We start from the raw sequence: 21,231 nt of genomic DNA, 5'->3' as shown, positions 1-21,231 counted from the left end.
GTTAGCCCCCCTTAATTTTAGAAATCACCGTTTTAATCTCGTATAGTGTTGTAGGGGACTGAATGTCTTTAACAACAATTTTTATAGGAAGGTCCACTTTATTAGGGTTTATTTGGACGTTGTTTTGTAATAGTTGCTCTGAGCCATCTAAAGGATTGTATTGATAAATGGAATAGGAAAATCTTGGACTTTCCATAGTAATAGATTCTATATTATTCGTAAAACTAAAATAAGATGCATTTGGATTTTGATCGAATGTTATCGTATAAACTGATTTTGAGGTTTGATGAAAACGTGTTATGGATCTCAATACATAATTAGCTTCCTGTTGTACTGAATTTTTATCACTTACTATATTTGAAAATTGTATGCCTTGAAAGAAAAATACCCAAATAATAACAATAAATACCGAGGAAATTGCAAGTGCTAATAAAAGTTCTATGAGAGTTAATCCATTGGAATTTTTGACCATTTTATCATTCCCCAATTTTTTAGTGTGTGATATATCCATAAAGGTTCGTTACTTTCTTACCCTCTAGTATTTCTACAATGATTTCAGTTTTGTATAAAGCTTTACTACCATTAAAATCGGGTGATTTAAATAGTTTAATAATGACTTTAGCATCAGGCGTCTTAGTGATAAGTTGATAATAGTCTGTATGATTAATAATATCTTCGGAAAGCTTCAAAGATTGGTATTGTGGGTTGTTTTTAGAAAAGGTATCTGTCGCTGTAGGGTTTGTTGAAACATTGTTTAGAAAGCTTTGGATAGAATTGCTGCTTTGAATCGTAACAAGAACTTCCTTTGCTAAACTTACACCTTTTAATTTTTGGTCATTTGTATCATTAAATTTAGCTGCTTGTGGAAAAAAAGAAAAGAATGAAATAAGAATAATAGACAATATAGTGATAGATAATAGAACCTCCAATAGAGTAAAGCCTTTTTGTTCTTTTACCAAAGGGTGTAATCCTCCCATCAGAAGAAAAATAGTAACAAAATTATAAAATGTACCAAATTTCATCATCTTTCAATAAATATAGATTTATTATACAATAAAATTTAGTCGTTAAATGTATTTTTAAGTCTAATTACATAGGCAAATATATGTGGGAAGATATTAAACTTTATTTAAAAAGGGGGGAGAGTTGTGTCGTATTTATTTGCGGCATTTTCCGTTATATTATTACTGCCATTAGTTTTGATATTAAATATCGGAATCTCAAAAAAAGGTAAAATTTTAATTACTGTATCTTCGTTTATACTTGCGACATTAGCTCTCTTTGGCCAACTAAGCTACTCTTTTTGGCAAATTGGCTTAATAATCGTTTTATTGATTATGTTGTTATCTTATCTTTTTATTCAAAGATTTGAAAAGCTCATATTTGAAACCAATCAAGAATTAAAATATGTTAATAATCCTGAAATAGTATTGATATTTGAGGAGGAGACTGAAGATTCTCCTTTACTGGATGATATCGACATTCAAACTACATCGATTAATCAAGAAAACAATAATGAGATATTAGAGCCCAATTTATCTATTACTGAGGAGTTAAGCATTCGAGAAGAAGTAACTCCTTTAGTATCAAATTTAAATGAGGAACTTATTGCTGAGGAACAAATTAATTTGGACGATCTTATTGAGACACTTATTTTTAATCAAAATGAGAGCTTACCGCAAGAATTAGATGAAAGTTTATTCGAAGAAAAATTATCTAATTATACAGTTGTAGATGAAAAAGAAATAATTGAGTGGTCTGATTTTGAGGGGAACAGAGAAAATAATCTAGAAAATCATGAATCACAAATAGATTACAAAGAAGATTTCTCACAGTTGTTTGAAAGTGATTTGGAAGAGATTACTCCTTTTGAACTTACTAAACAAAGTAATGAAGAAGAAGAGAAAATCAAAATAATAGAAATAGATGAAGATGTCATTATTCCAATTAAGGATTTTGTTCCTCTTGATACAGGAAATGACTCGAAAGAAAAAATAAAAAAAGAAGAAAAGCCGGATAAAAAAGAAACCTATTTAGCTGAAATTGAAAAACTACTAGAAGAAGATTAATAGCTATAAAGAGAGGAGGCGAATAGTGTGAGAGGAAAACAATATGTAAAAATTTTTATGTTCTTATTCCTTTGCACTGCCTATATTTTCGCATTCTCTCATTTTGGTTCTTTAGCCTATCAGACCTACTCCACAAACAGTGATACTTACCAGCAAGGAACGATGATAGGTCCTATTGATATATCGGGAAAATCTAAGGAAGAAGCATTAGCAATGATCACAAAACAGGTTGGAGATTGGCAGGAAGATGCAGAAATTGAATTTATTTTCCGTGAGAATAAGATCACATTTCAGAATAATTATTTTCAATTTAATCTATCCGAATCTATTGAATTAGCACAGGATGGTCAACAAAATCCATTGATGGTGCAATTAGATCAAGAAGAACTACAAAAATCTCTAGTGTTATTAGGTACACCTGTAACAGTAACAAACGATTTAGAGAAAATGCTCATTCAAATAGCACAATCATTAAATGATCAAAATGAAATAAATATCGATCAATATCTTGTTAAAGAGATTCCTACAGAAGTCATTGCAACGATTAAAATAGAAACAAAAGAAGATACTGTTGAGTTTGAGACACTATCGAATCTCGTTATAAAGGGTGAATCTTCCTTTTCACTTACTAAATTTCTTTCTGAAAATGGAATTACTGTCCCTAATTTACCAATGTATAATTTCCTATCATCGGGAATTTATCAATTAATTTTACCAACAAACTTTACTATTCAAGAACGTCATATTGGAGCAGAATTACCTGAGGATATTCTATTAGGGTATGAAGCAAAATTGGACAGTAACTTAGGATGGGATTTAGTGTTTTATAATCCTAATCAAGAGGACTTTACGATCCAGATTAGTCAACAAACAGGATATGTACAACTGGATTTGGTGGGTCGACCTTTCGTTGATCAATATGAAGTTGAAATGGTTAATGAACAAACGTTCTCTCCCAAAACGATTAAACATTATGACCCTATGCTTTTACCTGGAGAAACAAAAGAATTAGAGAGTGGAAGAGAAGGTTCATATATTGAAGTTTTTCGAAAAACAATCTCCAATAACGGGACGGTTACTGAACTGATTTCAAAGGATTTTTATGCACCAAAGTATCGAGTTGAACTTACTAGTTTAGTTAATAACGTCGTGGAGACAGAAATATCACTTGAAGAAGATACGGTAGACAATGGTACTGAAATAGATCCTTCTACAACAGATACTATAGGTGAGTCTGTTGTAGAAGAAACCATTACTGAAGACGTAACGAGTAGCGAAGAAAGTGCTGAAGAAGAGGATACAGGGAATAACGAGTAAGAAAGGTGGGGGAACTTAAATGCCGCAAATTCGAAAAAGACTAGGAGATTTATTAGTAGAATCTGGGCTGATATCTGAAGAACAACTTCAAGGTACCTTGAAGGAAAAGCTTCCAAATCAAAGACTCGGTGATGCCCTTTTAGAAAGAGGATATATCACAGAATTACAATTAATTGAAGTCCTGGAGTTTCAATTAGGTATCCCCCATATAAGCTTATATCGTTATCCTTTTGATACGAGTTTATTTAGTCTTGTTCCTAAAGAAGTTGCCAGAAGGAATATTTTAATTCCTCTACGAAAAGAAGGCGAAAAGCTTTTTGTCGCTATGTCTGACCCAATGGATTTTTATACTATTGATGATTTGCGGTTAACGACAGGCTTCCATATTGAAACAGCGATTGCCACGAAGGATGACATATTAAAGGCCATTAATAAGTACTATGAGGTGGATTCAGGATTTGATGAATTTATCGAGGAAATGCCTGCCGCACCTAGAGTTCAAGAAGAAAAGGTAACAGAGCAGGATTCGCCTATTGTTCGCCTAGTTAATCAAATTTTATTAAATGCTGTTACGCAAAAGGCGAGTGATATTCATATTGATCCGCAGGAAAATAAAATCGTCATCCGCTATCGAATTGATGGGATTCTTCGTGTAGAGCGAGTGTTGCCAAAGCATTTGCAAAGTGTATTAGCAGCCCGTATTAAAATTTTAGCAAACTTAGACATTACCGAATACCGAATTCCACAGGATGGGAGAATGAAGGTTCATTTAGAGCTTCACCCTGTCGATTTACGTGTTTCCGTTGTTCCGACTGTATACGGAGAAAAAATGGTTATGCGTATCCTTGACTTAGGGAATGCCCTAAATGATATTGAAAAGCTCGGTTTTAATAAGCTAAATTTAAAACGTTTTAAGAGTATGCTAGAAAGACCAACAGGTATGGTTCTTATTACCGGCCCAACTGGCTCTGGGAAATCCTCCACTCTTTATGCTGGTTTAAATAAGTTAAATAATGATGAAGTGAATATCGTGACGATTGAAGACCCGGTTGAATTCCAAATTGAAGGGATTAACCAAATACAAGTCAATCCGAATGTCGGGATGACTTTTGCGAAAGGCCTTCGTTCTATTTTAAGACAAGACCCTAATATTATTATGGTTGGGGAAATACGTGATAAAGAGACAGTTGAAGTAGCGATAAGAGCATCGCTAACTGGACACCTGGTGTTAAGTACTCTTCATACGAATGATTCAATAGGTACGATCACTCGTCTTCTCGATATGGGAGTTGAGCCGTTTCTTGTTGCCTCTTCACTTAGCGGTATTGTCGCCCAACGATTAGTTCGGAAGGTTTGTCGTGATTGTAAAGAGGAACAAGCTCCAACGAAAATGGAGCAGGATATCTTTGCAAAAAGAGGAATTACCATTGAGAAGGTCGTTCGTGGAAAAGGCTGTTCTTCCTGCAATTTTACAGGCTATAAGGGGCGTATTGCTCTACATGAAGTATTAGTCGTAAATGATGATATAAAAAGGTCGATTATGAATGAAGAAACGATTCAACATCTTCGTCAAATTGCCATAGACAACAAAACCATTTTTCTAGTCGATGACGGACTTTTAAAGGTGAAACAGGGATTAACAACAACGGAAGAAGTGTTAAAGGTAGCGTATTTAGAATAGGAGATGTAAGAGATGTTGGAAAAAATAGAATATCTACTTCGTGCGGGGTTTGAATTAAAAGCTTCAGATATACACTTAACGGTTGGAGTTCCACCCATCATGAGAATTAATGGTGAATTGAAGCGTTACGGAAAAGAGCCTCTTTCTCCAACAGATATAGAGGAAATGGCACGTGCCATTATCCCTGTTAGAATGTGGGACACCTTTAAAGAAAAGGGAGAACTAGATTTTTCCTATGGAATTCAAGGTGTATCCAGATTTCGTATCAATACGTATCTTCAGCGTTCTTGTGTAGCAATGGCGATTCGGATTGTTCCTACTAAAATACCAACTATAGAAGATTTAGAGCTTCCAGAAGTATTAAAAAATATTGCTGAAAAACCGCAGGGGCTTGTTTTAGTAACAGGACCGACTGGAAGTGGAAAATCGACTACCTTAGCGGCGATGATTCAATATATGAATCAACATATGAGAAAGCATATTATTACATTGGAGGACCCTATCGAGTATTTACACAAGCACGGAAACTCAATTATTGATCAACGTGAAGTAGGGTTTGATACTAATAATTTCGGAAACGGATTAAGAGCCGCACTTAGACAAGACCCTGATGTGATTTTGGTAGGAGAGATGCGCGATTTAGAAACGATACAAACAGCAATAACCGCGGCGGAAACAGGACATTTAGTGTTTGGAACGCTTCATACATCTAGTGCACCAGCAACAATTAATCGAATTATTGACGTCTTCCCACCGGCACAGCAACCGCAGATTCGTATTCAACTTGCTTCGGTTCTAGTATCGATTATTTCACAACGTCTATTTCCTATTATGGATAAAACAGGTCGGAAAGCGGCAACGGAAATATTAATTAACAATTCGGCCGTATCTAATTTAATTCGTAATGAAAAAATCCATCAAATTATCAGTATCATGCAAACATCTAAAGCTCAAGGCATGCATACATTGGAATCTTGCATTAAAGAGTTAGTAGAAAATGGAGTTATTTCACCGGAATTGGCTCAGCCATATTTGCAGGAGAAGTTAAACTAATATGGCTAGATTTAAATATTCAGGCCGTGATATTAAGGGGAAAAGAGATGGCACAATTCAATCAGGGTCCAATCGAGAAGCGATCCAAATGCTTCGAGAAGAAGGAATTCGTGTTATTGAAATCGGTGAGGTAGCCGAATCGATACTAACGAAAGAGATATCTTTCGGAAACCCTGTTAAACTCCATCATCTCGTCATCTACCTGAGACAATTTTCTACTCTGCTAAAAGCAGGAGTAACCGTTGTAGAATCTACAAGAATACTAGCGGAACAAACCGATAGTAAGGCTCTTAAAAAAGTATTAATAGATATTGAACAAGAGCTTCGTGAAGGAAATCCACTTTCTACAGCAACAGGGAAACATCCTAAGGTGTTTTCAGCTATGTTTGTGAATATGGTGAAAGCAGGGGAAGTAGGTGGGAATCTGGATGAAACACTCGAACGATTGGCCGTCCATTTTGAAAAGCAGCATTATACAAGACAAAAAATAAGTGCAGCACTTGCTTATCCACTTACTGTTGGCTTTGTGGCAATTGGCGTTGTCATCTTCTTATTAACATCTGTCGTTCCAACCTTTGTTAATATGTTTAAGGATTTTGGTGCAGAACTGCCTGCCATCACCCGTTTTGTCCTAAGTTCAAGCGATTTTATGCAATCCTTTTGGTGGATCATCGTTTTATTTTTTATAGCGATTTATTTCGGTATTTTAGCTTTGAAGAAAAATAGAGATACCAAATACTATATTGATTTCACCTTACTTCGAATGCCGTTAATCGGAAAGATGATGCAGAAAGCTGTTTTAGCAAGAATGACAAGAACTATGAGCTCGTTATTTGCCAGTTCGGTGCCGATTTTACAGGCCATGGCGATTGTGGAAAAGGTCGTCGAAAATGAGGTCATTGCAAGAGTTATGCGCGATTCAAGAGAATACTTAGAAAAAGGTAGATCCTTAACCGAACCGATGTTGAAACACTGGGCTTTTCCACCATTAATTACCCAAATGATTGTGATAGGGGAAAAAACAGGGGCGTTAGATGAAATGCTAGGAAAAGTAGCAGATTTCTATGAAAAGGAAGTCGAAACAAGCACGGACCGACTCAAATCTTTAATAGAACCGATTATGATTATTCTTTTAGCAACCATCGTCGGAACGATAGTTTTATCGATCATGATTCCAATGTTCGAGATCTTTAATCAAATAGGTTAAAAGTTTTTAAATATACAATAAATTTCGCTATATTTCGACATAACGATATTGTATAATCAAATCAATAGAATTTACTAGGAAGATATAACTATCTTGTAGGAGGAAATGAACATGTTTAAATCTATTAATAAACGTTTAAAAGATCAACGCGGATTGACATTAGTAGAATTATTGGCAGTTATTGTGATTTTGGGGATTATTGCGGGGATAGCTGTGCCCAATATAGGTGGAATAATTGATAATTCTAAAAAAGATGCCCATGTTGCTAACGCTCAACAAATGGTTAATGCTGCTAGATTAGCAGTTGCTTCAAATAAATCATTGCAAACAGGGACTGTGTATCTATCCTTAGGATACTTAGAGAACCAAAACTTTTTAGAAACGGTTGAAGATCCTGATAACGGATCATATAACAGAGGTCTTCCAACATTCTCTACTACTGGATTTGATGGGGCAGCAGCAACCTCTTATGTGAAAGTAGAAAATGGAAAAGTTCTTATTGTAAAGCTTGTAAATGGTACACGTGGTGTCCAAACTTCTGCAAAAGTAGGAGTGGCTCCTAAGGATTTAGATAGAACAGACGTAATTAGCAATTAGAGAAATGTTATTATATTTAATAATTTTATTTTATGGAATTGTTTTAGGCTCCTTCTACAACGTAGTAGGCCTACGCATCCCAGTAAACAAATCAATAGTAAAACCACGCTCAGCCTGTCCAACCTGTAACCACACACTTGGACCGTTGGAGCTTATACCAGTTCTTTCATATGTTTTCCAAAGGGGGAAATGTCGTGTCTGTAAGACACGCATTTCGCCCCTTTATCCGATTATGGAGCTATTAACGGGGCTGTTATTTGTAGCTGCTCCCCTCATTATGGGCTGGACAAGCGAGCTATGGGTCGCTTGGACACTTATCTCCTTGTTTATCATTATTACCGTATCTGATTTAGCGTATATGCTAATCCCTGATAAAATTCTATTATTTTTTGCAGGACTCTTTTTATTTGAAAAGTTATTATTACCGCTAACCCCATGGTGGGATTCGCTACTGGCTGCGGCCATTGGCTTTATATTATTGCTCCTTATCTCGATTGTAAGTAGAGGTGGAATGGGTGGCGGTGATATTAAGCTGTATGCTCTAATCGGTTTTGTTGTTGGCACAAAGTTAGTACTTCTATCTTTTTTCCTGGCAACTTTAATAGGAGCGGTCGTGGGTATCATTGGTATCGTGGTTGGACTTTTGGAACGAAAGAAGCCGATTCCTTTTGGTCCTTTTATTGCCATTGGAACTTTATTGGCATATTTTTATGGTGATATTATAATAGAATCATATTTACAACTAATGTCGAATGGATTTTAAATGAGGTTTTATTATGAGCATACTTTCTTCTAATAAAAGAATAACTAATATCATCTTCAATGATCATTCCATTCGGTATGTCGAAGTGAGACAGCAAAAGCCCCCTGTTCCATTAAAGTGGGGTGAAAAGCTGCTTCCCTCAGGAATCATCCAAGAAGGGAAAATTGTTGATCAAGTAACCTTATCGATGATTTTAGAAGAATGTATTGATGATTGGAAAATCAAACGTCGTAAAGTACGCTTTTTAGTTCCAGACCCATTGGTCATGATTCGAAAAGTGAAAGTGCCAGATGAAGTTCGTCCAGATGAACTGAATGGCTATTTATATTTGGAGTTGGGGACAAGTATCCATTTACCGTATGAAGAACCTGTATTTGAGACCGTCCTTTTACCGAAAAAAGGAGAGCAACGAGAAGCTCTTCTTTTTGCTGCACCACAACAACATGTGATGGAATATGCACAACTTTTATCTGGTCTTAAGCTAAAGCCGATGGCAGCGGATATTTCTCCGTTAGCTTTATACAGACTTTATCACCAAACGGATTTAGCGAACAAAGATGAACGGTTATTGATGATTCAATTTGATTTGGACCGAGTGTTTATTTGTATTTTCGAACAGCAATATCCGATCTTTATGCATCATTTTCCGATTCAGTTTCGATTGGAAGATTGGGATATAAAGGTAACACGTTCTGGAGCGCACCGCTTCCAATATAATGGGGAAGCTGCTGAACTTCATTCTCAGCTCGAAGATTTCTATAAAGAAGTCAGCAAGTTAATGGATTTCTATCGGTATTCTCTTTATCAAGGAAACCAGCAAATTACGAAAGTGTTATTAAACGGGGACCATCCGAAGCTTCAAATTATTCTACAAGAGATGCAACAGCGTTTTGAAATTCCTACACATACCATTGATGCTAGTCAATGGGCTGCAGGTAAAACATCGCTATTCCCACATTCACATTTCCTTGCCTTAGGGCTTGGATTGAAAGAGGTGTGAATATGCTGATTGATATAAATCTTTTACCGAAAAAGGAAAAGAAGAATTTTAGTGTAGCGATTATATTGTCACTACTTAGTGTGCTTTTTATCATTGGGACGAGCCTTACTTTTTATTACGGATTTGTTCTAAAATCTCAAGCCCAACAATTAAGCTTGAAAAATCAACAGGTAACAGAAAGCTTAAGACAGGAACAAGAACAAGTAGAAATGGCTCAATCGACCAATTCGGTTGTCGAACTAAAAAAGGCAGTAGAATGGGCTCAAAGCTATCCCATTAAATCGGTGCCTGTTTTACAGCATCTCACGTCTTTATTACCAGAACGAGGCTTTATTCAGCAATATTCTTATAGTGAAGATGGAAAAGTGTTATTAACAGTTCAATTCGATACAAGCCGAGAAGCTGCTTACTTTTTAAAATGGCTAAATGATTCCAAATGGATTGCGGAAGCAAATATATTAAGCTTAAATCTAGGAAGTAATAATGAGACCAATACGGAACAAACAGAAGTCCCTCAGACAGAATATGTTCCACGATACATCGGGTCCTTTGACATAACCCTTGAACGGGAAAAAGTAAAAGAATTAATTAACATGGAAAAAACGGAACAAGGAGGGGATTCTTAACATGACCCTCCAGTTAAATAAAAAAGAAAAAAAGATGGTTCTATTTATTTTCATTATTATACCTTTATTGTTTATCATGCTGTACTTCAATTATTTGCAGCCTTTAATGGCTGATGTTGATTCCAGACAGCAACAATTAAAGGCAAATGAAAAGTTATATGAAACGGTACAAAAGCAGAAGAGCGGATTAAAGGGTTCGATTGAAGAAAATACAGAATTTTTACAACAAAGGTTACCTGTTAAACCATTGATGGATCAATTTATTTTGGATCTTGAAAAAGCAGAGATTTTATCTAATAGCCTAATCCAATCGATGAGCTTTGGTTCTAAAGGGGAAGACGAAACAAATTCTACGATGGATCAAGCATTAGGTTTAACGTATCAACGAAATGATGGGACAGAGGTTACCGAGGATGCTGCAGAATCAGAAATCTCCGAAACCCTGCCAAGTGGAATTGTAAAAATACCAGTGAATTTATCGATTAAATCACCGAGCTATTTTGAGCTAGAAAAATTTTTGGATACAGTTGAAAATCTAGATAGAATTGTCATGGTTGAATCAATTAACTTTTCTAGTCAACCTGAAATAACCGATCTGCAGCAGGAGCAAGTGCCACTAATCTATCAGGTAACCCTTTCTCTCTATTACCTGCCAGGATTAGTAGATTTGCAAAAAGAGCTACCGCAAATAGAGACGGGGGAGCCGGCAAATAAGCGTAATCCACTGCAACAATTTGATCTAAATACCGAAGAAGAAGGCGAATAACGCCACAATTTGACGAAAGCATTCAATAACAAGACGACAAAAGTCTTGTTATTTTTTTTTACCCATATGATAGGATGGAACAAATTGGACGTGATAGAGAGGAGACTAGCGTAGTGGATAAGCATAATAACAATCGGACTATTACTATTAAAATAAATGGGAACGAGCGACAAGTCCTTGATCATCCTAGCCAAGAGGATAAACAAATTGATAGAGTGATGAATACTCCAGCAGATTCTAAAGAATCAGTAGAACCAATAGAATTGGATACTTTAACAGAAGTTGCTGCGGGTGAAGCAGTAGAAGAAAGCTTCGATTGGATTCTTCCCGAAACGAATGATGAAATAGAAGAGTATATCATTGCGAAGCAGCCAAAACCTAAAGCAAAAGAAAAAGGTAATGTTCCAACCTTAAAAAAACAGTTAAAGAAACAAAATGTTGGACCATTCAAGTCTATATTCACTTCAGTTCTTTTGGCGATTATTATTGGGACAAGCTTTGGTTTTCTTGTATTAAAGCTTGTGATTAGTGATGCGAAAGTCGAAGCTCCAGCGATAAGTGTAGATGAGGAAACCTCTACTGAAAAGAAAGATCCTGTCTCTACTTCAGAACTTCAACAGTTACAGCTTCAACCTATTGAGACCTTTATCATTCAGGGAGGCGTATTCTCTAGTGTTGATTCCGGAAAAATAGAAGCGCAAAAGTTTCAACAAAAAGGGATCCCTGCTCAAATCATTGAAGACAATGGTAAAGCAATTCTTGTATTAGGGGTTGCTGATACGATTGAAAATGCGAAGGCTATTGGAAGCACCTATAAAGCAAATGGAATGGATGTATTCCCTAAGCCTTATCCTATACCAGGTAAAGACTTGCAAGAATTGACACAAGGTGAAGCGGCATTTCTAAATGGAGCACCAGGTATCTATCAATCACTTGCTTCTTTAATTGCTGGTGGCATGGTTACTATGACAATTGATGAAGATACACTAGCTAAGCAAAAGAGCTTAATAGCTAATGTGGATAAACAAGAAATAAAATCAGCTAAAATAGAAGAACTTCGTGTTCAGCTAGAAAGCGCGATCACAAAGCTTGAGGAATATAAGCAACAACAAAAAGCATCTGTTCTTAACGATGCCCAGCAGCATCTTCTAACCTTTATGGGAACCTATTTTAGTCTTTAAAATCACTCGCCATTTTTCGATTATTTTCTGGGAAATGGGACAATCTAAAGAAGCCTGTTAAATAGTCGACAGGCTTCTTTATTTTTTTCCTAATCGAAAATTTAACTAAGAATGCAGAATATAAATTGTTATGCTTGTCGATATTTGATACGATAAAAGAGTATCTCCCTAATAAGGTACAGAAAAGGTAAGGTGATTTTGTTGGAACGCCTCATATTAGCCTCATCATCTCCACGCAGAAAAGAACTTCTTGAAAACATTCAACTTTCATTTGAAATTTCTAGCAGTGATGTTGACGAAAGTTTTTCTGAACATTTATCTCCAGAAGAAGTAGTCATGGAGCTCGCCGAAAGAAAAGCAAAAGTGGTTGCCAAGGATTTTCCGACAGCCTATGTACTTGGTGCAGACACGATTGTGGTTCTTAATGGAGAAATTCTTGGGAAGCCGGCAGATAACCAAGAAGCAACACTCATGCTTCAAAAATTATCTGGGAACACCCATGATGTCTACACCGGTGTCTCAATCGTTTCACCGCAACATTCCTATCGCTTTTTTGAAAAAACAACGGTAACGTTTTGGGAGTTAACCGAAACGGAAATCAACATGTATGTATCAAGTGGGGAACCGCTTGATAAAGCGGGTGCTTATGGAATTCAACAGCTGGGTAGCTTCCTTGTCAAAGAGATACAAGGTGACTATTTTAATGTTGTCGGCCTTCCGATATCTAGAGTGGTACGAGAACTAAGAAAAGCTGGATATCCAATAACGTTTTAAGACGTTTCCTTTGACTCCCTAACTAGGGAGGAGTATGAAATGCTAACAGAAACACAAACACTTATGATACGAGATTTTCCGCAGGATGAGAGACCTAGGGAACGATTTGTCTCAAATGGTCCACAAAGTTTATCTAACCACGAGCTTGTTGCCCTGTTGCTGCGAACAGGAACAAGCCAAGAGTCTGTTCTTCAGCTTTCCAATCGTCTTCTTACCCATTTTGAAGGGTTAAGGCAATTAAAAGCAGCTACCCTCGAAGAGATGACAGCTATAAAAGGAATTGGCCAAGCAAAAGCGATCCAAGTACTTGCTGCAGTGGAATTAGGCAGAAGGATATCTAATCTTGCCTATGATGACAGGTACGTCATTCGCTCACCTGAAGATGGGGCCAAATATGTCATGAATGATATGAGATTTTTAACGCAGGAGCATTTTGTTTGTCTTTATTTGAATACAAAAAATCAAGTCATGCACAAACAAACTATTTTTATCGGCAGCTTAAACGCTTCGATTGTTCATCCGCGCGAAGTGTATAAAGAAGCCTTAAAAAGATCTGCAGCTTCTGTCATTTGTGTTCATAATCATCCTTCTGGGGACCCAACTCCTAGCAGAGAAGATATTGAAGTGACCAAACGATTAGTAGAGGTTGGAAAAATAATTGGCATTGAATTGCTGGACCATTTAATCATTGGGGAAAACAAGTTTGTTAGTTTAAAGGAAAAAGGGTATTTATAGGACTATGATTTTACGAAACGTTACGATATAATATTGTTTATGATTTTTTAAGGTTTATGAATGTTTTTTTGTCCATGGTGATGGATAGTAGCCTTATCTTAAAATCGTGAAACGTATCAGAAAGGGAGATACAACGATGTTTGGAATCGGTACTAGAGACTTAGGAATAGATTTAGGTACAGCGAATACGCTTGTTTTTGTTAAAGGAAAAGGTGTCGTTTTAAGAGAACCGTCAGTGGTTGCCCTTCAAACCGATACAAAGCATATTGTGGCAGTTGGTAATGATGCTAAAAACATGATTGGTCGTACACCAGGAAATGTAGTGGCGTTACGTCCGATGAAGGATGGTGTAATCGCTGACTATGAAACGACTGCAATCATGATGAAATATTATATACAGGAAGCCATTAAAACAAAAGGCTTCTTTGCCAGAAAGCCTTACGTCATGGTTTGTGTACCGTCTGGAATTACAGCCGTTGAAGAAAGAGCTGTCATCGATGCGACTAGACAAGCTGGCGCAAGAGATGCTTATACTATTGAAGAGCCGTTTGCAGCAGCAATTGGTGCTAATCTACCTGTTTGGGAACCAACGGGTAGTATGGTCGTTGATATCGGCGGTGGTACAACCGAGGTGGCAATTATTTCTCTAGGTGGAATTGTAACGAGCCAGTCGATTCGTATTGCTGGCGATGAGATGGATGATGCTATCATTAATTATATTCGTAAAACGTACAACCTTTTAATCGGTGATCGTACGGCGGAATCCATCAAAATGGAAATCGGCTCTGCCGGTGACCCTGAAGGTATGGAAAATATGGAAATCAGAGGTAGAGATTTACTGACTGGTTTACCAAAAACACTAGAGATAACTGCACTGGAAATTGCGAATGCCTTACATGATACGATTTATGCTATTGTGGATGCGGTGAAGAATACACTGGAAAAAACACCGCCTGAATTGGCAGCTGATATTATGGACCGTGGAATTGTATTAACTGGAGGAGGGGCTCTCCTTCGAAATCTTGATAAAATAATTAGCGAAGAAACAAAGATGCCAGTATTAATTGCTGAAAATCCATTAGATTGTGTAGCCATTGGTACAGGTAAAGCGCTAGAACATATTCACTTATTTAAAAATAAAGCGAAAGATTCGCGATAATGAAATTTGAGGTGTAAGTAATGCCACAGTTTTTTCTGAATAAACGCCTGATTATTTTGCTTGTCAGCATTATTATTCTCGTGGCATTAATCGGCTTTTCATTGCGGGACCGTGAACAATTAACCTGGCCAGAGAGATTTGTTAAAGACTCAACTGGCTGGGTTCAATCTATTGTTTCTAGACCGACCCATTTTGTTGCCGGTTTTTTCGAGAACGTTAAGGATTTGCGAATTACATATAACGAAAATAAAGAGCTAAAAAAACGTTTAGATAAATTAGCTAGTTTAGAAGCGCAAGTTCATTTGCTTGATAAAGAAAACAAAGAACTACGAGATATTTTAGATAAAAAAGAAACATTAAGAGATTATGACCCCATTCAGGCAACGGTTATTGGCCGTAATCCAGATCATTGGCATGAAATGATTATTATTAACAAAGGTAAAGTGGATGGAATTAAAGAAAATATGCCGGTTATTACCGCCAAAGGTTTAATTGGTAAGGTGAAGAGTATTTCTCAATTTACATCGACCATTCAATTGCTGAGTACCATGGATCCTAAATACCGTATTTCCTCGATCATTCAGGCGGATAAAGAGGTATTCGGTTTAGTTGAAGGCTATGACGATCAGAAAGATTTGTTATTAATCAAAACGATTCCGTACAATGCTAAGATAAAAAAGGGACAGAATGTCATTACATCCGGACTTGGAGGAGTGTTTCCTGAAGGGTTAGTCATCGGGAAAGTAGTCGATGTTGTTCCAGATCAATATGGATTAAACTTAACAGCCTATGTGAAACCAGGTGCCAATTTTTATGATATCGAGAATGTCATTGTCATAAATCGTACCATGGTTCAACCAGATGTATCTGAGATGATCGACGATGAGGAGGAGGAACTGTGAGCCGTTTCCTTCCTTTTGTCCTGTTCTTTTTATTTTTTATTTTGGAAAGTCTATTTGTTGAGCTGTTACCAGTTCGGTTATTTCATAAGGACTGGGTGTATGCTCCGCATTTTTTAATAGCTGCTATTTTATTGTTTACGATTTATGGCAGTAAAAAGCATGGAATTTGGTCTGCACTTGTTTATGGATTATTATTTGATATCGTTTATACCGAAATTATTGGGATTTATCTTTTTATGTTCCCATTAACAGCCTATGCGATTTCAAAAATGATGAAAATTTTGCAATCAAACATGATTATTGCTACTTTTGTGGTTTTATTGGGGATTTCTGTGTTAGAAATTGTGGTATATGAAATGAACTTTCTCATTCATGTTACCAACATACCGTTTCCTGCCTTTGTAAACACAAGACTTTTACCAACCGTTGTTTTAAATTTTATTTTTCTTTTATTAATGGTTTATCCATTAAAAAAACAATTTGAAAAATGGAATGAACAATTAGGTTAAATGCCCATTTATCCTAATGGAAAAAAGGAATTTTAAATCTTTTGTCGAATTGTTTTATCATTGAGGTGACATCCTGAAATGAAGAAAATGCAAAATGTAATGATTAAAGGAACAAAAGATGGACTTACTTTGCATCTCGATGATTCCTGTTCGTATGATGAGTTAAAAAAAGAGTTGGACGAAAAACTGTCTGCCAGTTATCGTGCTCAAGATGACCGTCCGCTTATTACTGTTAAAGTAAAGGTTGGCAATCGTTATTTAGATGAGGAACAAAGAGAAGAAATTAAAAGTTTAATTCGTCAAAAAAAGAACTTAGTAGTGGATTCGATTGAAACGAATGTCATTACGATTCAAGAAGCCGAACAAATGAAAAATAAATCAGAGATTGTAACGGTTGCGAAAATTATTCGCTCTGGACAAGTATTACAAGTCGAAGGTGATTTATTATTAATTGGGGATGTAAATCCCGGAGGTACGGTCATAGCTGGTGGAAATATATTCATTATGGGCGCGCTCCGAGGAATTGCGCATGCTGGTTGTTACGGGAATAATGAAGCGGTTATTGCAGCCTCCAGTATGAATCCTGCCCAATTAAGAATAAGTCAATTTATTAATCGGGCTCCAGATCAGCGTGTTGAAGAAGAAAATCGCGAAATGGAATGTGCCTATATAGATGATAATGACCAAATTAATGTTGATAGATTACAAGTTTTAATGCATTTAAGACCAAATTTATCAAGATTCGAAGGGGGACGCTAATGTGGGAGAGGCAATTGTAGTTACATCAGGAAAAGGCGGTGTCGGTAAAACCACAACTTCTGCTAATTTAGGAACCGCCTTGGCCCTTCAAGGCAAGCGTGTTTGTTTAGTGGATACAGATATCGGTCTTCGTAATCTAGACGTTGTCATGGGACTGGAAAACCGCATTATTTATGATTTAGTTGATGTGGTGGATGGACGTTGTAAGATTCACCAAGCGCTAGTAAAGGACAAGCGTTTTGAAGATTTATTGTACTTATTACCAGCTGCTCAAACAACAGATAAAAATGCCGTTAATCCAGAACAAATGAAAAAATTGGTTGATGAATTAAAGCAGGAATTTGATTATGTTGTCATCGATTGCCCTGCGGGGATTGAACAAGGATATAAAAATGCAGTTGCAGGTGCAGATAAAGCGATTGTTGTGACAACACCAGAAGTATCAGCAGTTCGCGATGCAGACCGGATTATCGGCCTTTTAGAAAAAGAAGAAAATGTAGAAGCACCTAAATTAATCATTAACCGTATTCGTAACCATATGATGAAAAATGGTGACATGCTGGATGTAGATGAAATTACCACACATCTTTCTATTGAGCTTATTGGGATTGTAGCGGATGACGATGAAGTGATTAAAGCATCGAATCATGGGGAGCCGATTGCTTTAAACCCAAATAGTAAAGCCTCTATTTCTTATCGAAATATTGCAAGACGAATTTTAGGCGAATCGATTCCGCTTGAGCCACTAGACAATGATACTAAAGGAGTTTTTACAAAAATTAAAAAGTTCTTTGGTGTACGCTAAGACTAGGATTCCATTCCTAGTCTTTTTATTTTTATCCATCCATATAGTCATAACCTTTTAGGACAACTCATAGACTTGTACAAATGTCATAAGGGTTGGGTGGGAATATGCAATCAAGAGCTGATGAGATTCGAAAAAGAATGGCAAAAAGAAGGAAAATGCACGGGACTTCATCGATGAAAGACAAACCATTATTCTGGGCCCAGGATGAAGAACGATATGGTTTTGATCGTATTTCCTCTTATGAGGCAGGTCCAGATGAAGGGAATCATCCTTTATTTAATAAGGAATTATTTGTTTTTAAAATTCTTGGTGCGATCTGCTTGTTCTTAATTGTGGCCATTCTTTTTAAAAATGAAAGTGCTACCTTTAATCAAGCTCGTCATTTAGTTCAAAACACAATGGAAGATGACTTTCAATTTGCAACAGTATCGAATTGGTATGAAAAACAGTTTGGCAAACCATTAGCGTTATTACCGTTTATGGAAGACAAAGGTAAGAAAACCCTAGATTCCGGTAATGATCCTCAGTACGCTCTTCCTGCTTCAGGGCGAATCATTGAGGACTTTGCTAAAAACGGCCAGGGAATTGTCATTGAAACAGGTAAGGATGCGACTGTGAAAGCATTAAATGAGGGCATTGTTCGTTTTGCTGGTGTAAAAGAAGGCTTTGGAAAAACGGTTATTATTCAACATGCTGACAATACCGAAACATGGTACGGAAACTTAGCGACCATTGATGTTACTTTATGGACATTTATTGAAAAAGGAACAAAGCTAGGACTTGCAACAAGTTCACCGGATGGAATGAAATCATCCTTCAACCTAGCTGTCAAAAAAGAAAATGACTTTATCGATCCTATTCAGGTGATACAATTTGAATAAAGTAACTTCGCTTATTCAGAAAATTTATATCCACCCGTTAATGTGGATTGTGATCTTTTTAGCTGTAGCAACCGCTCATTTCATGGAATTGTCCCTATTGCTTTTGATTATTTTTATTCATGAGATGGGCCATGCGGTTGCTGCATCTTTTTTTTCGTGGAGAATAAAAAGAATTGCTTTTCTGCCCTTCGGTGGAGTGGCTGAAATGGACGAACATGGAAATCGTCCGCTTAAAGAGGAAGCAATTGTGACCATAGCAGGTCCTTTACAGCATATCTGGATGATGGGGTTTGCAAACCTGCTTTTGAGTGTAGATGTTCTACCTCTCGGAATATATGACTTATTCATCCAATACAATCTCATGGTTCTATTTTTTAATTTAATGCCCATTTGGCCTCTTGATGGAGGGAAAATCATCTTCCTTCTTTTATCTTTAAAAAATGCCTTTCCGAAAGCGCATCATCATACACTAATGATTTCTGTTGCAAGTATTTTGATATTTATGGTCTGTGTCCTTTTTATTTCACCATTTAATCTTAACGTTTGGATTGTCATTTGCTTTATCCTGTTTTCTTTATATCACGAGTGGAAGCAACAACATTTTATCTTTATGCGTTTTTTATTAGAGCGTTATTACGGAAAAAAAGACACGTTCCGGACGTTGAAATCGATCAATGTGGAGGAAAATGAGCGGATTCTGGATGTGTTAAGCCAGTTTCAACGAGGTAGAAAACATTTGATTGTCATCCAAAATCAAGGGAAAGAATCAGGTACCCTAGATGAAAATGAACTTTTGCATGCCTATTTTGCTGAAAAACAATTAACGGCCAAAATGAGTGACCTCCTTTTTATTTATTAAACTTTGCTATAATGGAGACAAAGTTCCTGAGGAAAAGTGAGGCAATTGAATTGGCAGAAATTATCGTAAACTATGCAACAACGGAAAAGCGTTATGCATTGGTGGAAAACAAAAAAATAGCAAAATTATACATTGAGCAACCTTTGCAACGATCGTTGGTTGGTAATATATACTTAGGTACCGTAACAAAAGTTCTTCCTGGAATGCATGCCGTTTTTGTTGAGATTGGAGAAGAAAAGCAAGGTTTTTTACATCGTGATAAACTAGTTAGCTATCTCCGTTCCGAAGAAACAATGGAAGCAAAACAGCAAAAAACGATTTCTTCCTATGTTCATCAAGGCGAACGAATCCTCGTGCAAGTTGAAAAGGATGCAACGGGAACAAAAGGTCCTCGTTTAACAGGAATAGTAGAATTTCAAGGTGAAAACATCATCTATATGCCTCAAGGTGGCTTTGTGGCGACTTCACAAAAAATGGCTGATCCAAAACGCCGAAATGAATTAAAAGCGTATGGAGAAACCTTAATGGAGCAGCACGAGGGTATCATTTTTCGTACATCGAGTGCCTCTGCATCATTAGAAGAAATAGATAGCGAGCTGAACATATTGCGTGCAGAGTATCGTCAGCTTGAAAAGTCAGCACTTTCTGTAAAGGGAACATGTTTACTTTTTGAAAAGGATTTATTTCTTGCTCAATTATCAAACGATATCAATGATGTTCATACAGGTGCAATATGGGTTGATGATGTAGGATTAAAACAAAAATTAGAAACAACTTTGGAACGAAAAGGAAAAAGTGAACACATTTCTTTGAATTACTACAAAGGAAAAGAAAATATCTTCTCTGATAAAGGTCTTAATCATGAATTAGAAAAGGCGATAAAAAGACTGGTCTGGCTGGATAATGGCTCCTATATTGTGATTGATGAAACCGAGGCGCTCACCACTATTGATGTCAATTCAGGCAAATACGTAGGGAAATCATCCAGACAGCATACGGTTAATCAAGTGAATGTTGATGCTGCGGTGGAAGTGGCCCGACAAATCATCTTGCGTGATCTAGGTGGCATGATTTTGATCGATTTTATCGATATGAAATATGATAGTGAACGTCAGAATGTAGTGAACATTTTAACGAATGAATTAATAAAAGATGCGAAAAAGCCCAAAATAATCGGCTTTACTGAATTAGGTATTCTCCAATTAACACGAAGAAAAACAAAACCTTCCTTATCAGAAACCTTGTTAACGAAATGTCCAACTTGTAATGGAAGTGGTCGTGTCTATAGTTCTGAATCGATAGCTTTCCGCTTAGAAAGAGAGCTTTGGGAATATCGGCAAAGTGACTATGAAAGTATTTTTATCACTACAACAGAGGACGTTTATCGATTATTTAGTGATGAAAATATCGTTCATAAAGAACGATTAGAAGATACAATTGGAGTTAAGATTCATTTTACCATCGTAGATAAAGCAGCTGCCTTTTATGAAATTACAAGACTTGAATAGAGTTCTGAAAAAAACTCTCTCTACCGCAGAGAGTTTTATTTTTTTACAGAGATCTTGTATTTTAAAAATAAAATCGA

Annotated in this window: 23 protein-coding genes; 21 read left to right on the top strand and 2 right to left on the bottom strand. The window is 36.5% G+C overall.

What is annotated here, in order from left to right; genetic code table 11:
* Position 1 precedes the first annotated feature (1 nt).
* Together ACSBPO_RS16735 and ACSBPO_RS16730 are read right to left on the bottom strand one after the other, a co-directional pair.
* Complete coding sequence (locus ACSBPO_RS16735; protein WP_442595272.1) at positions 2 to 472, bottom strand: prepilin-type N-terminal cleavage/methylation domain-containing protein; 471 nt, start codon at positions 470 to 472, stop codon at positions 2 to 4.
* A gap of 19 nt (positions 473 to 491) precedes the next feature.
* Complete coding sequence (locus ACSBPO_RS16730; RefSeq protein ID WP_442595270.1) at positions 492 to 959, bottom strand: prepilin-type N-terminal cleavage/methylation domain-containing protein; 468 nt, start codon at positions 957 to 959, stop codon at positions 492 to 494.
* Positions 960 to 1,148: 189 nt separating this feature from the next.
* Between ACSBPO_RS16730 and ACSBPO_RS16725 the strand changes: the two genes are divergently transcribed.
* The 21 genes from ACSBPO_RS16725 to ACSBPO_RS16625 all read left to right on the top strand — a co-directional run bounded on the left by ACSBPO_RS16725 (position 1,149) and on the right by ACSBPO_RS16625 (position 21,154).
* Positions 1,149 to 2,069: a hypothetical protein gene (locus ACSBPO_RS16725; protein ID WP_442595268.1), complete on the top strand. Its 921-nt coding sequence runs from the start codon at positions 1,149 to 1,151 to the stop codon at positions 2,067 to 2,069.
* Positions 2,070 to 2,096: 27 nt separating this feature from the next.
* A complete protein-coding gene (locus ACSBPO_RS16720) occupies positions 2,097 to 3,386 on the top strand; it encodes a hypothetical protein (protein WP_442595266.1) in 1,290 nt (429 codons plus the stop codon).
* Positions 3,387 to 3,405: 19 nt separating this feature from the next.
* Positions 3,406 to 5,067 carry a GspE/PulE family protein gene (locus ACSBPO_RS16715; RefSeq protein WP_442595264.1) on the top strand — a complete coding sequence of 554 codons (1,662 nt, stop codon included), beginning with the start codon at positions 3,406 to 3,408 and terminating at the stop codon, positions 5,065 to 5,067.
* A gap of 12 nt (positions 5,068 to 5,079) precedes the next feature.
* Entirely contained in the window at positions 5,080 to 6,120 is a 1,041-nt protein-coding gene (locus ACSBPO_RS16710; protein ID WP_442595262.1) for a type IV pilus twitching motility protein PilT, read from the top strand.
* Between the two features lies 1 nt (position 6,121).
* Positions 6,122 to 7,327 (top strand): type II secretion system F family protein, encoded by a 1,206-nt coding sequence (locus tag ACSBPO_RS16705; protein WP_442595260.1) that lies wholly within the window; start codon positions 6,122 to 6,124, stop codon positions 7,325 to 7,327.
* Between the two features lie 111 nt (positions 7,328 to 7,438).
* The gene (locus ACSBPO_RS16700; protein ID WP_442595258.1) at positions 7,439 to 7,924 is read left to right on the top strand and encodes a type II secretion system protein; all 486 of its coding nucleotides are present in this window, start codon (positions 7,439 to 7,441) and stop codon (positions 7,922 to 7,924) included.
* Positions 7,925 to 7,928: 4 nt separating this feature from the next.
* Positions 7,929 to 8,687 carry a prepilin peptidase gene (locus ACSBPO_RS16695; protein ID WP_442595256.1) on the top strand — a complete coding sequence of 253 codons (759 nt, stop codon included), beginning with the start codon at positions 7,929 to 7,931 and terminating at the stop codon, positions 8,685 to 8,687.
* A 13-nt stretch (positions 8,688 to 8,700) separates the two neighbouring features.
* Positions 8,701 to 9,687, top strand: a complete 987-nt coding sequence (gene pilM / locus ACSBPO_RS16690; RefSeq protein ID WP_442595254.1) for a type IV pilus biogenesis protein PilM — start codon at positions 8,701 to 8,703, stop codon at positions 9,685 to 9,687.
* 2 nt (positions 9,688 to 9,689) lie between these two features.
* Positions 9,690 to 10,313 carry a PilN domain-containing protein gene (locus ACSBPO_RS16685; protein WP_442595252.1) on the top strand — a complete coding sequence of 208 codons (624 nt, stop codon included), beginning with the start codon at positions 9,690 to 9,692 and terminating at the stop codon, positions 10,311 to 10,313.
* A gap of 1 nt (position 10,314) precedes the next feature.
* A complete protein-coding gene (gene pilO, locus ACSBPO_RS16680) occupies positions 10,315 to 11,079 on the top strand; it encodes a type 4a pilus biogenesis protein PilO (RefSeq protein ID WP_442595249.1) in 765 nt (254 codons plus the stop codon).
* A 113-nt stretch (positions 11,080 to 11,192) separates the two neighbouring features.
* Positions 11,193 to 12,260, top strand: coding sequence for a hypothetical protein (locus ACSBPO_RS16675; RefSeq protein ID WP_442595247.1), 1,068 nt, complete (start codon positions 11,193 to 11,195; stop codon positions 12,258 to 12,260).
* Positions 12,261 to 12,461: 201 nt separating this feature from the next.
* The gene (locus ACSBPO_RS16670; protein WP_442595245.1) at positions 12,462 to 13,034 is read left to right on the top strand and encodes a Maf family protein; all 573 of its coding nucleotides are present in this window, start codon (positions 12,462 to 12,464) and stop codon (positions 13,032 to 13,034) included.
* Between the two features lie 39 nt (positions 13,035 to 13,073).
* The gene (radC, locus tag ACSBPO_RS16665; protein WP_442595243.1) at positions 13,074 to 13,769 is read left to right on the top strand and encodes a RadC family protein; all 696 of its coding nucleotides are present in this window, start codon (positions 13,074 to 13,076) and stop codon (positions 13,767 to 13,769) included.
* A gap of 136 nt (positions 13,770 to 13,905) precedes the next feature.
* Positions 13,906 to 14,928, top strand: a complete 1,023-nt coding sequence (locus ACSBPO_RS16660; RefSeq protein WP_442595241.1) for a rod shape-determining protein — start codon at positions 13,906 to 13,908, stop codon at positions 14,926 to 14,928.
* Positions 14,929 to 14,948: 20 nt separating this feature from the next.
* On the top strand, positions 14,949 to 15,830 hold the full coding sequence (mreC, locus tag ACSBPO_RS16655; RefSeq protein WP_442595239.1) for a rod shape-determining protein MreC: 882 nt from the start codon (positions 14,949 to 14,951) through the stop codon (positions 15,828 to 15,830).
* The gene (gene mreD / locus ACSBPO_RS16650) at positions 15,827 to 16,339 is read left to right on the top strand and encodes a rod shape-determining protein MreD (RefSeq protein ID WP_442595237.1); all 513 of its coding nucleotides are present in this window, start codon (positions 15,827 to 15,829) and stop codon (positions 16,337 to 16,339) included. Before mreC ends, mreD begins: the two co-directional genes overlap by 4 nt.
* Before the next feature lie 78 nt (positions 16,340 to 16,417).
* Positions 16,418 to 17,098, top strand: a complete 681-nt coding sequence (gene minC / locus ACSBPO_RS16645) for a septum site-determining protein MinC (protein ID WP_442595235.1) — start codon at positions 16,418 to 16,420, stop codon at positions 17,096 to 17,098.
* Position 17,099: 1 nt separating this feature from the next.
* Complete coding sequence (gene minD / locus ACSBPO_RS16640; RefSeq protein ID WP_442595233.1) at positions 17,100 to 17,903, top strand: septum site-determining protein MinD; 804 nt, start codon at positions 17,100 to 17,102, stop codon at positions 17,901 to 17,903.
* Positions 17,904 to 18,010: 107 nt separating this feature from the next.
* The gene (locus ACSBPO_RS16635; protein ID WP_442595231.1) at positions 18,011 to 18,787 is read left to right on the top strand and encodes a peptidoglycan DD-metalloendopeptidase family protein; all 777 of its coding nucleotides are present in this window, start codon (positions 18,011 to 18,013) and stop codon (positions 18,785 to 18,787) included.
* A complete protein-coding gene (locus ACSBPO_RS16630) occupies positions 18,780 to 19,646 on the top strand; it encodes a M50 family metallopeptidase (protein ID WP_442595229.1) in 867 nt (288 codons plus the stop codon). The genes ACSBPO_RS16635 and ACSBPO_RS16630 overlap by 8 nt, the downstream gene beginning before the upstream one ends.
* Before the next feature lie 50 nt (positions 19,647 to 19,696).
* Positions 19,697 to 21,154 carry an Rne/Rng family ribonuclease gene (locus ACSBPO_RS16625; RefSeq protein ID WP_442595227.1) on the top strand — a complete coding sequence of 486 codons (1,458 nt, stop codon included), beginning with the start codon at positions 19,697 to 19,699 and terminating at the stop codon, positions 21,152 to 21,154.
* Positions 21,155 to 21,231 lie beyond the last annotated feature (77 nt).

The sequence above is a fragment of the Neobacillus sp. D3-1R genome, from assembly GCF_052180215.1.
Taxonomy (GTDB): Bacteria; Bacillota; Bacilli; order Bacillales; family Cytobacillaceae; genus Pseudoneobacillus.
This window is presented reverse-complemented; position numbering and strand designations above follow the sequence as displayed.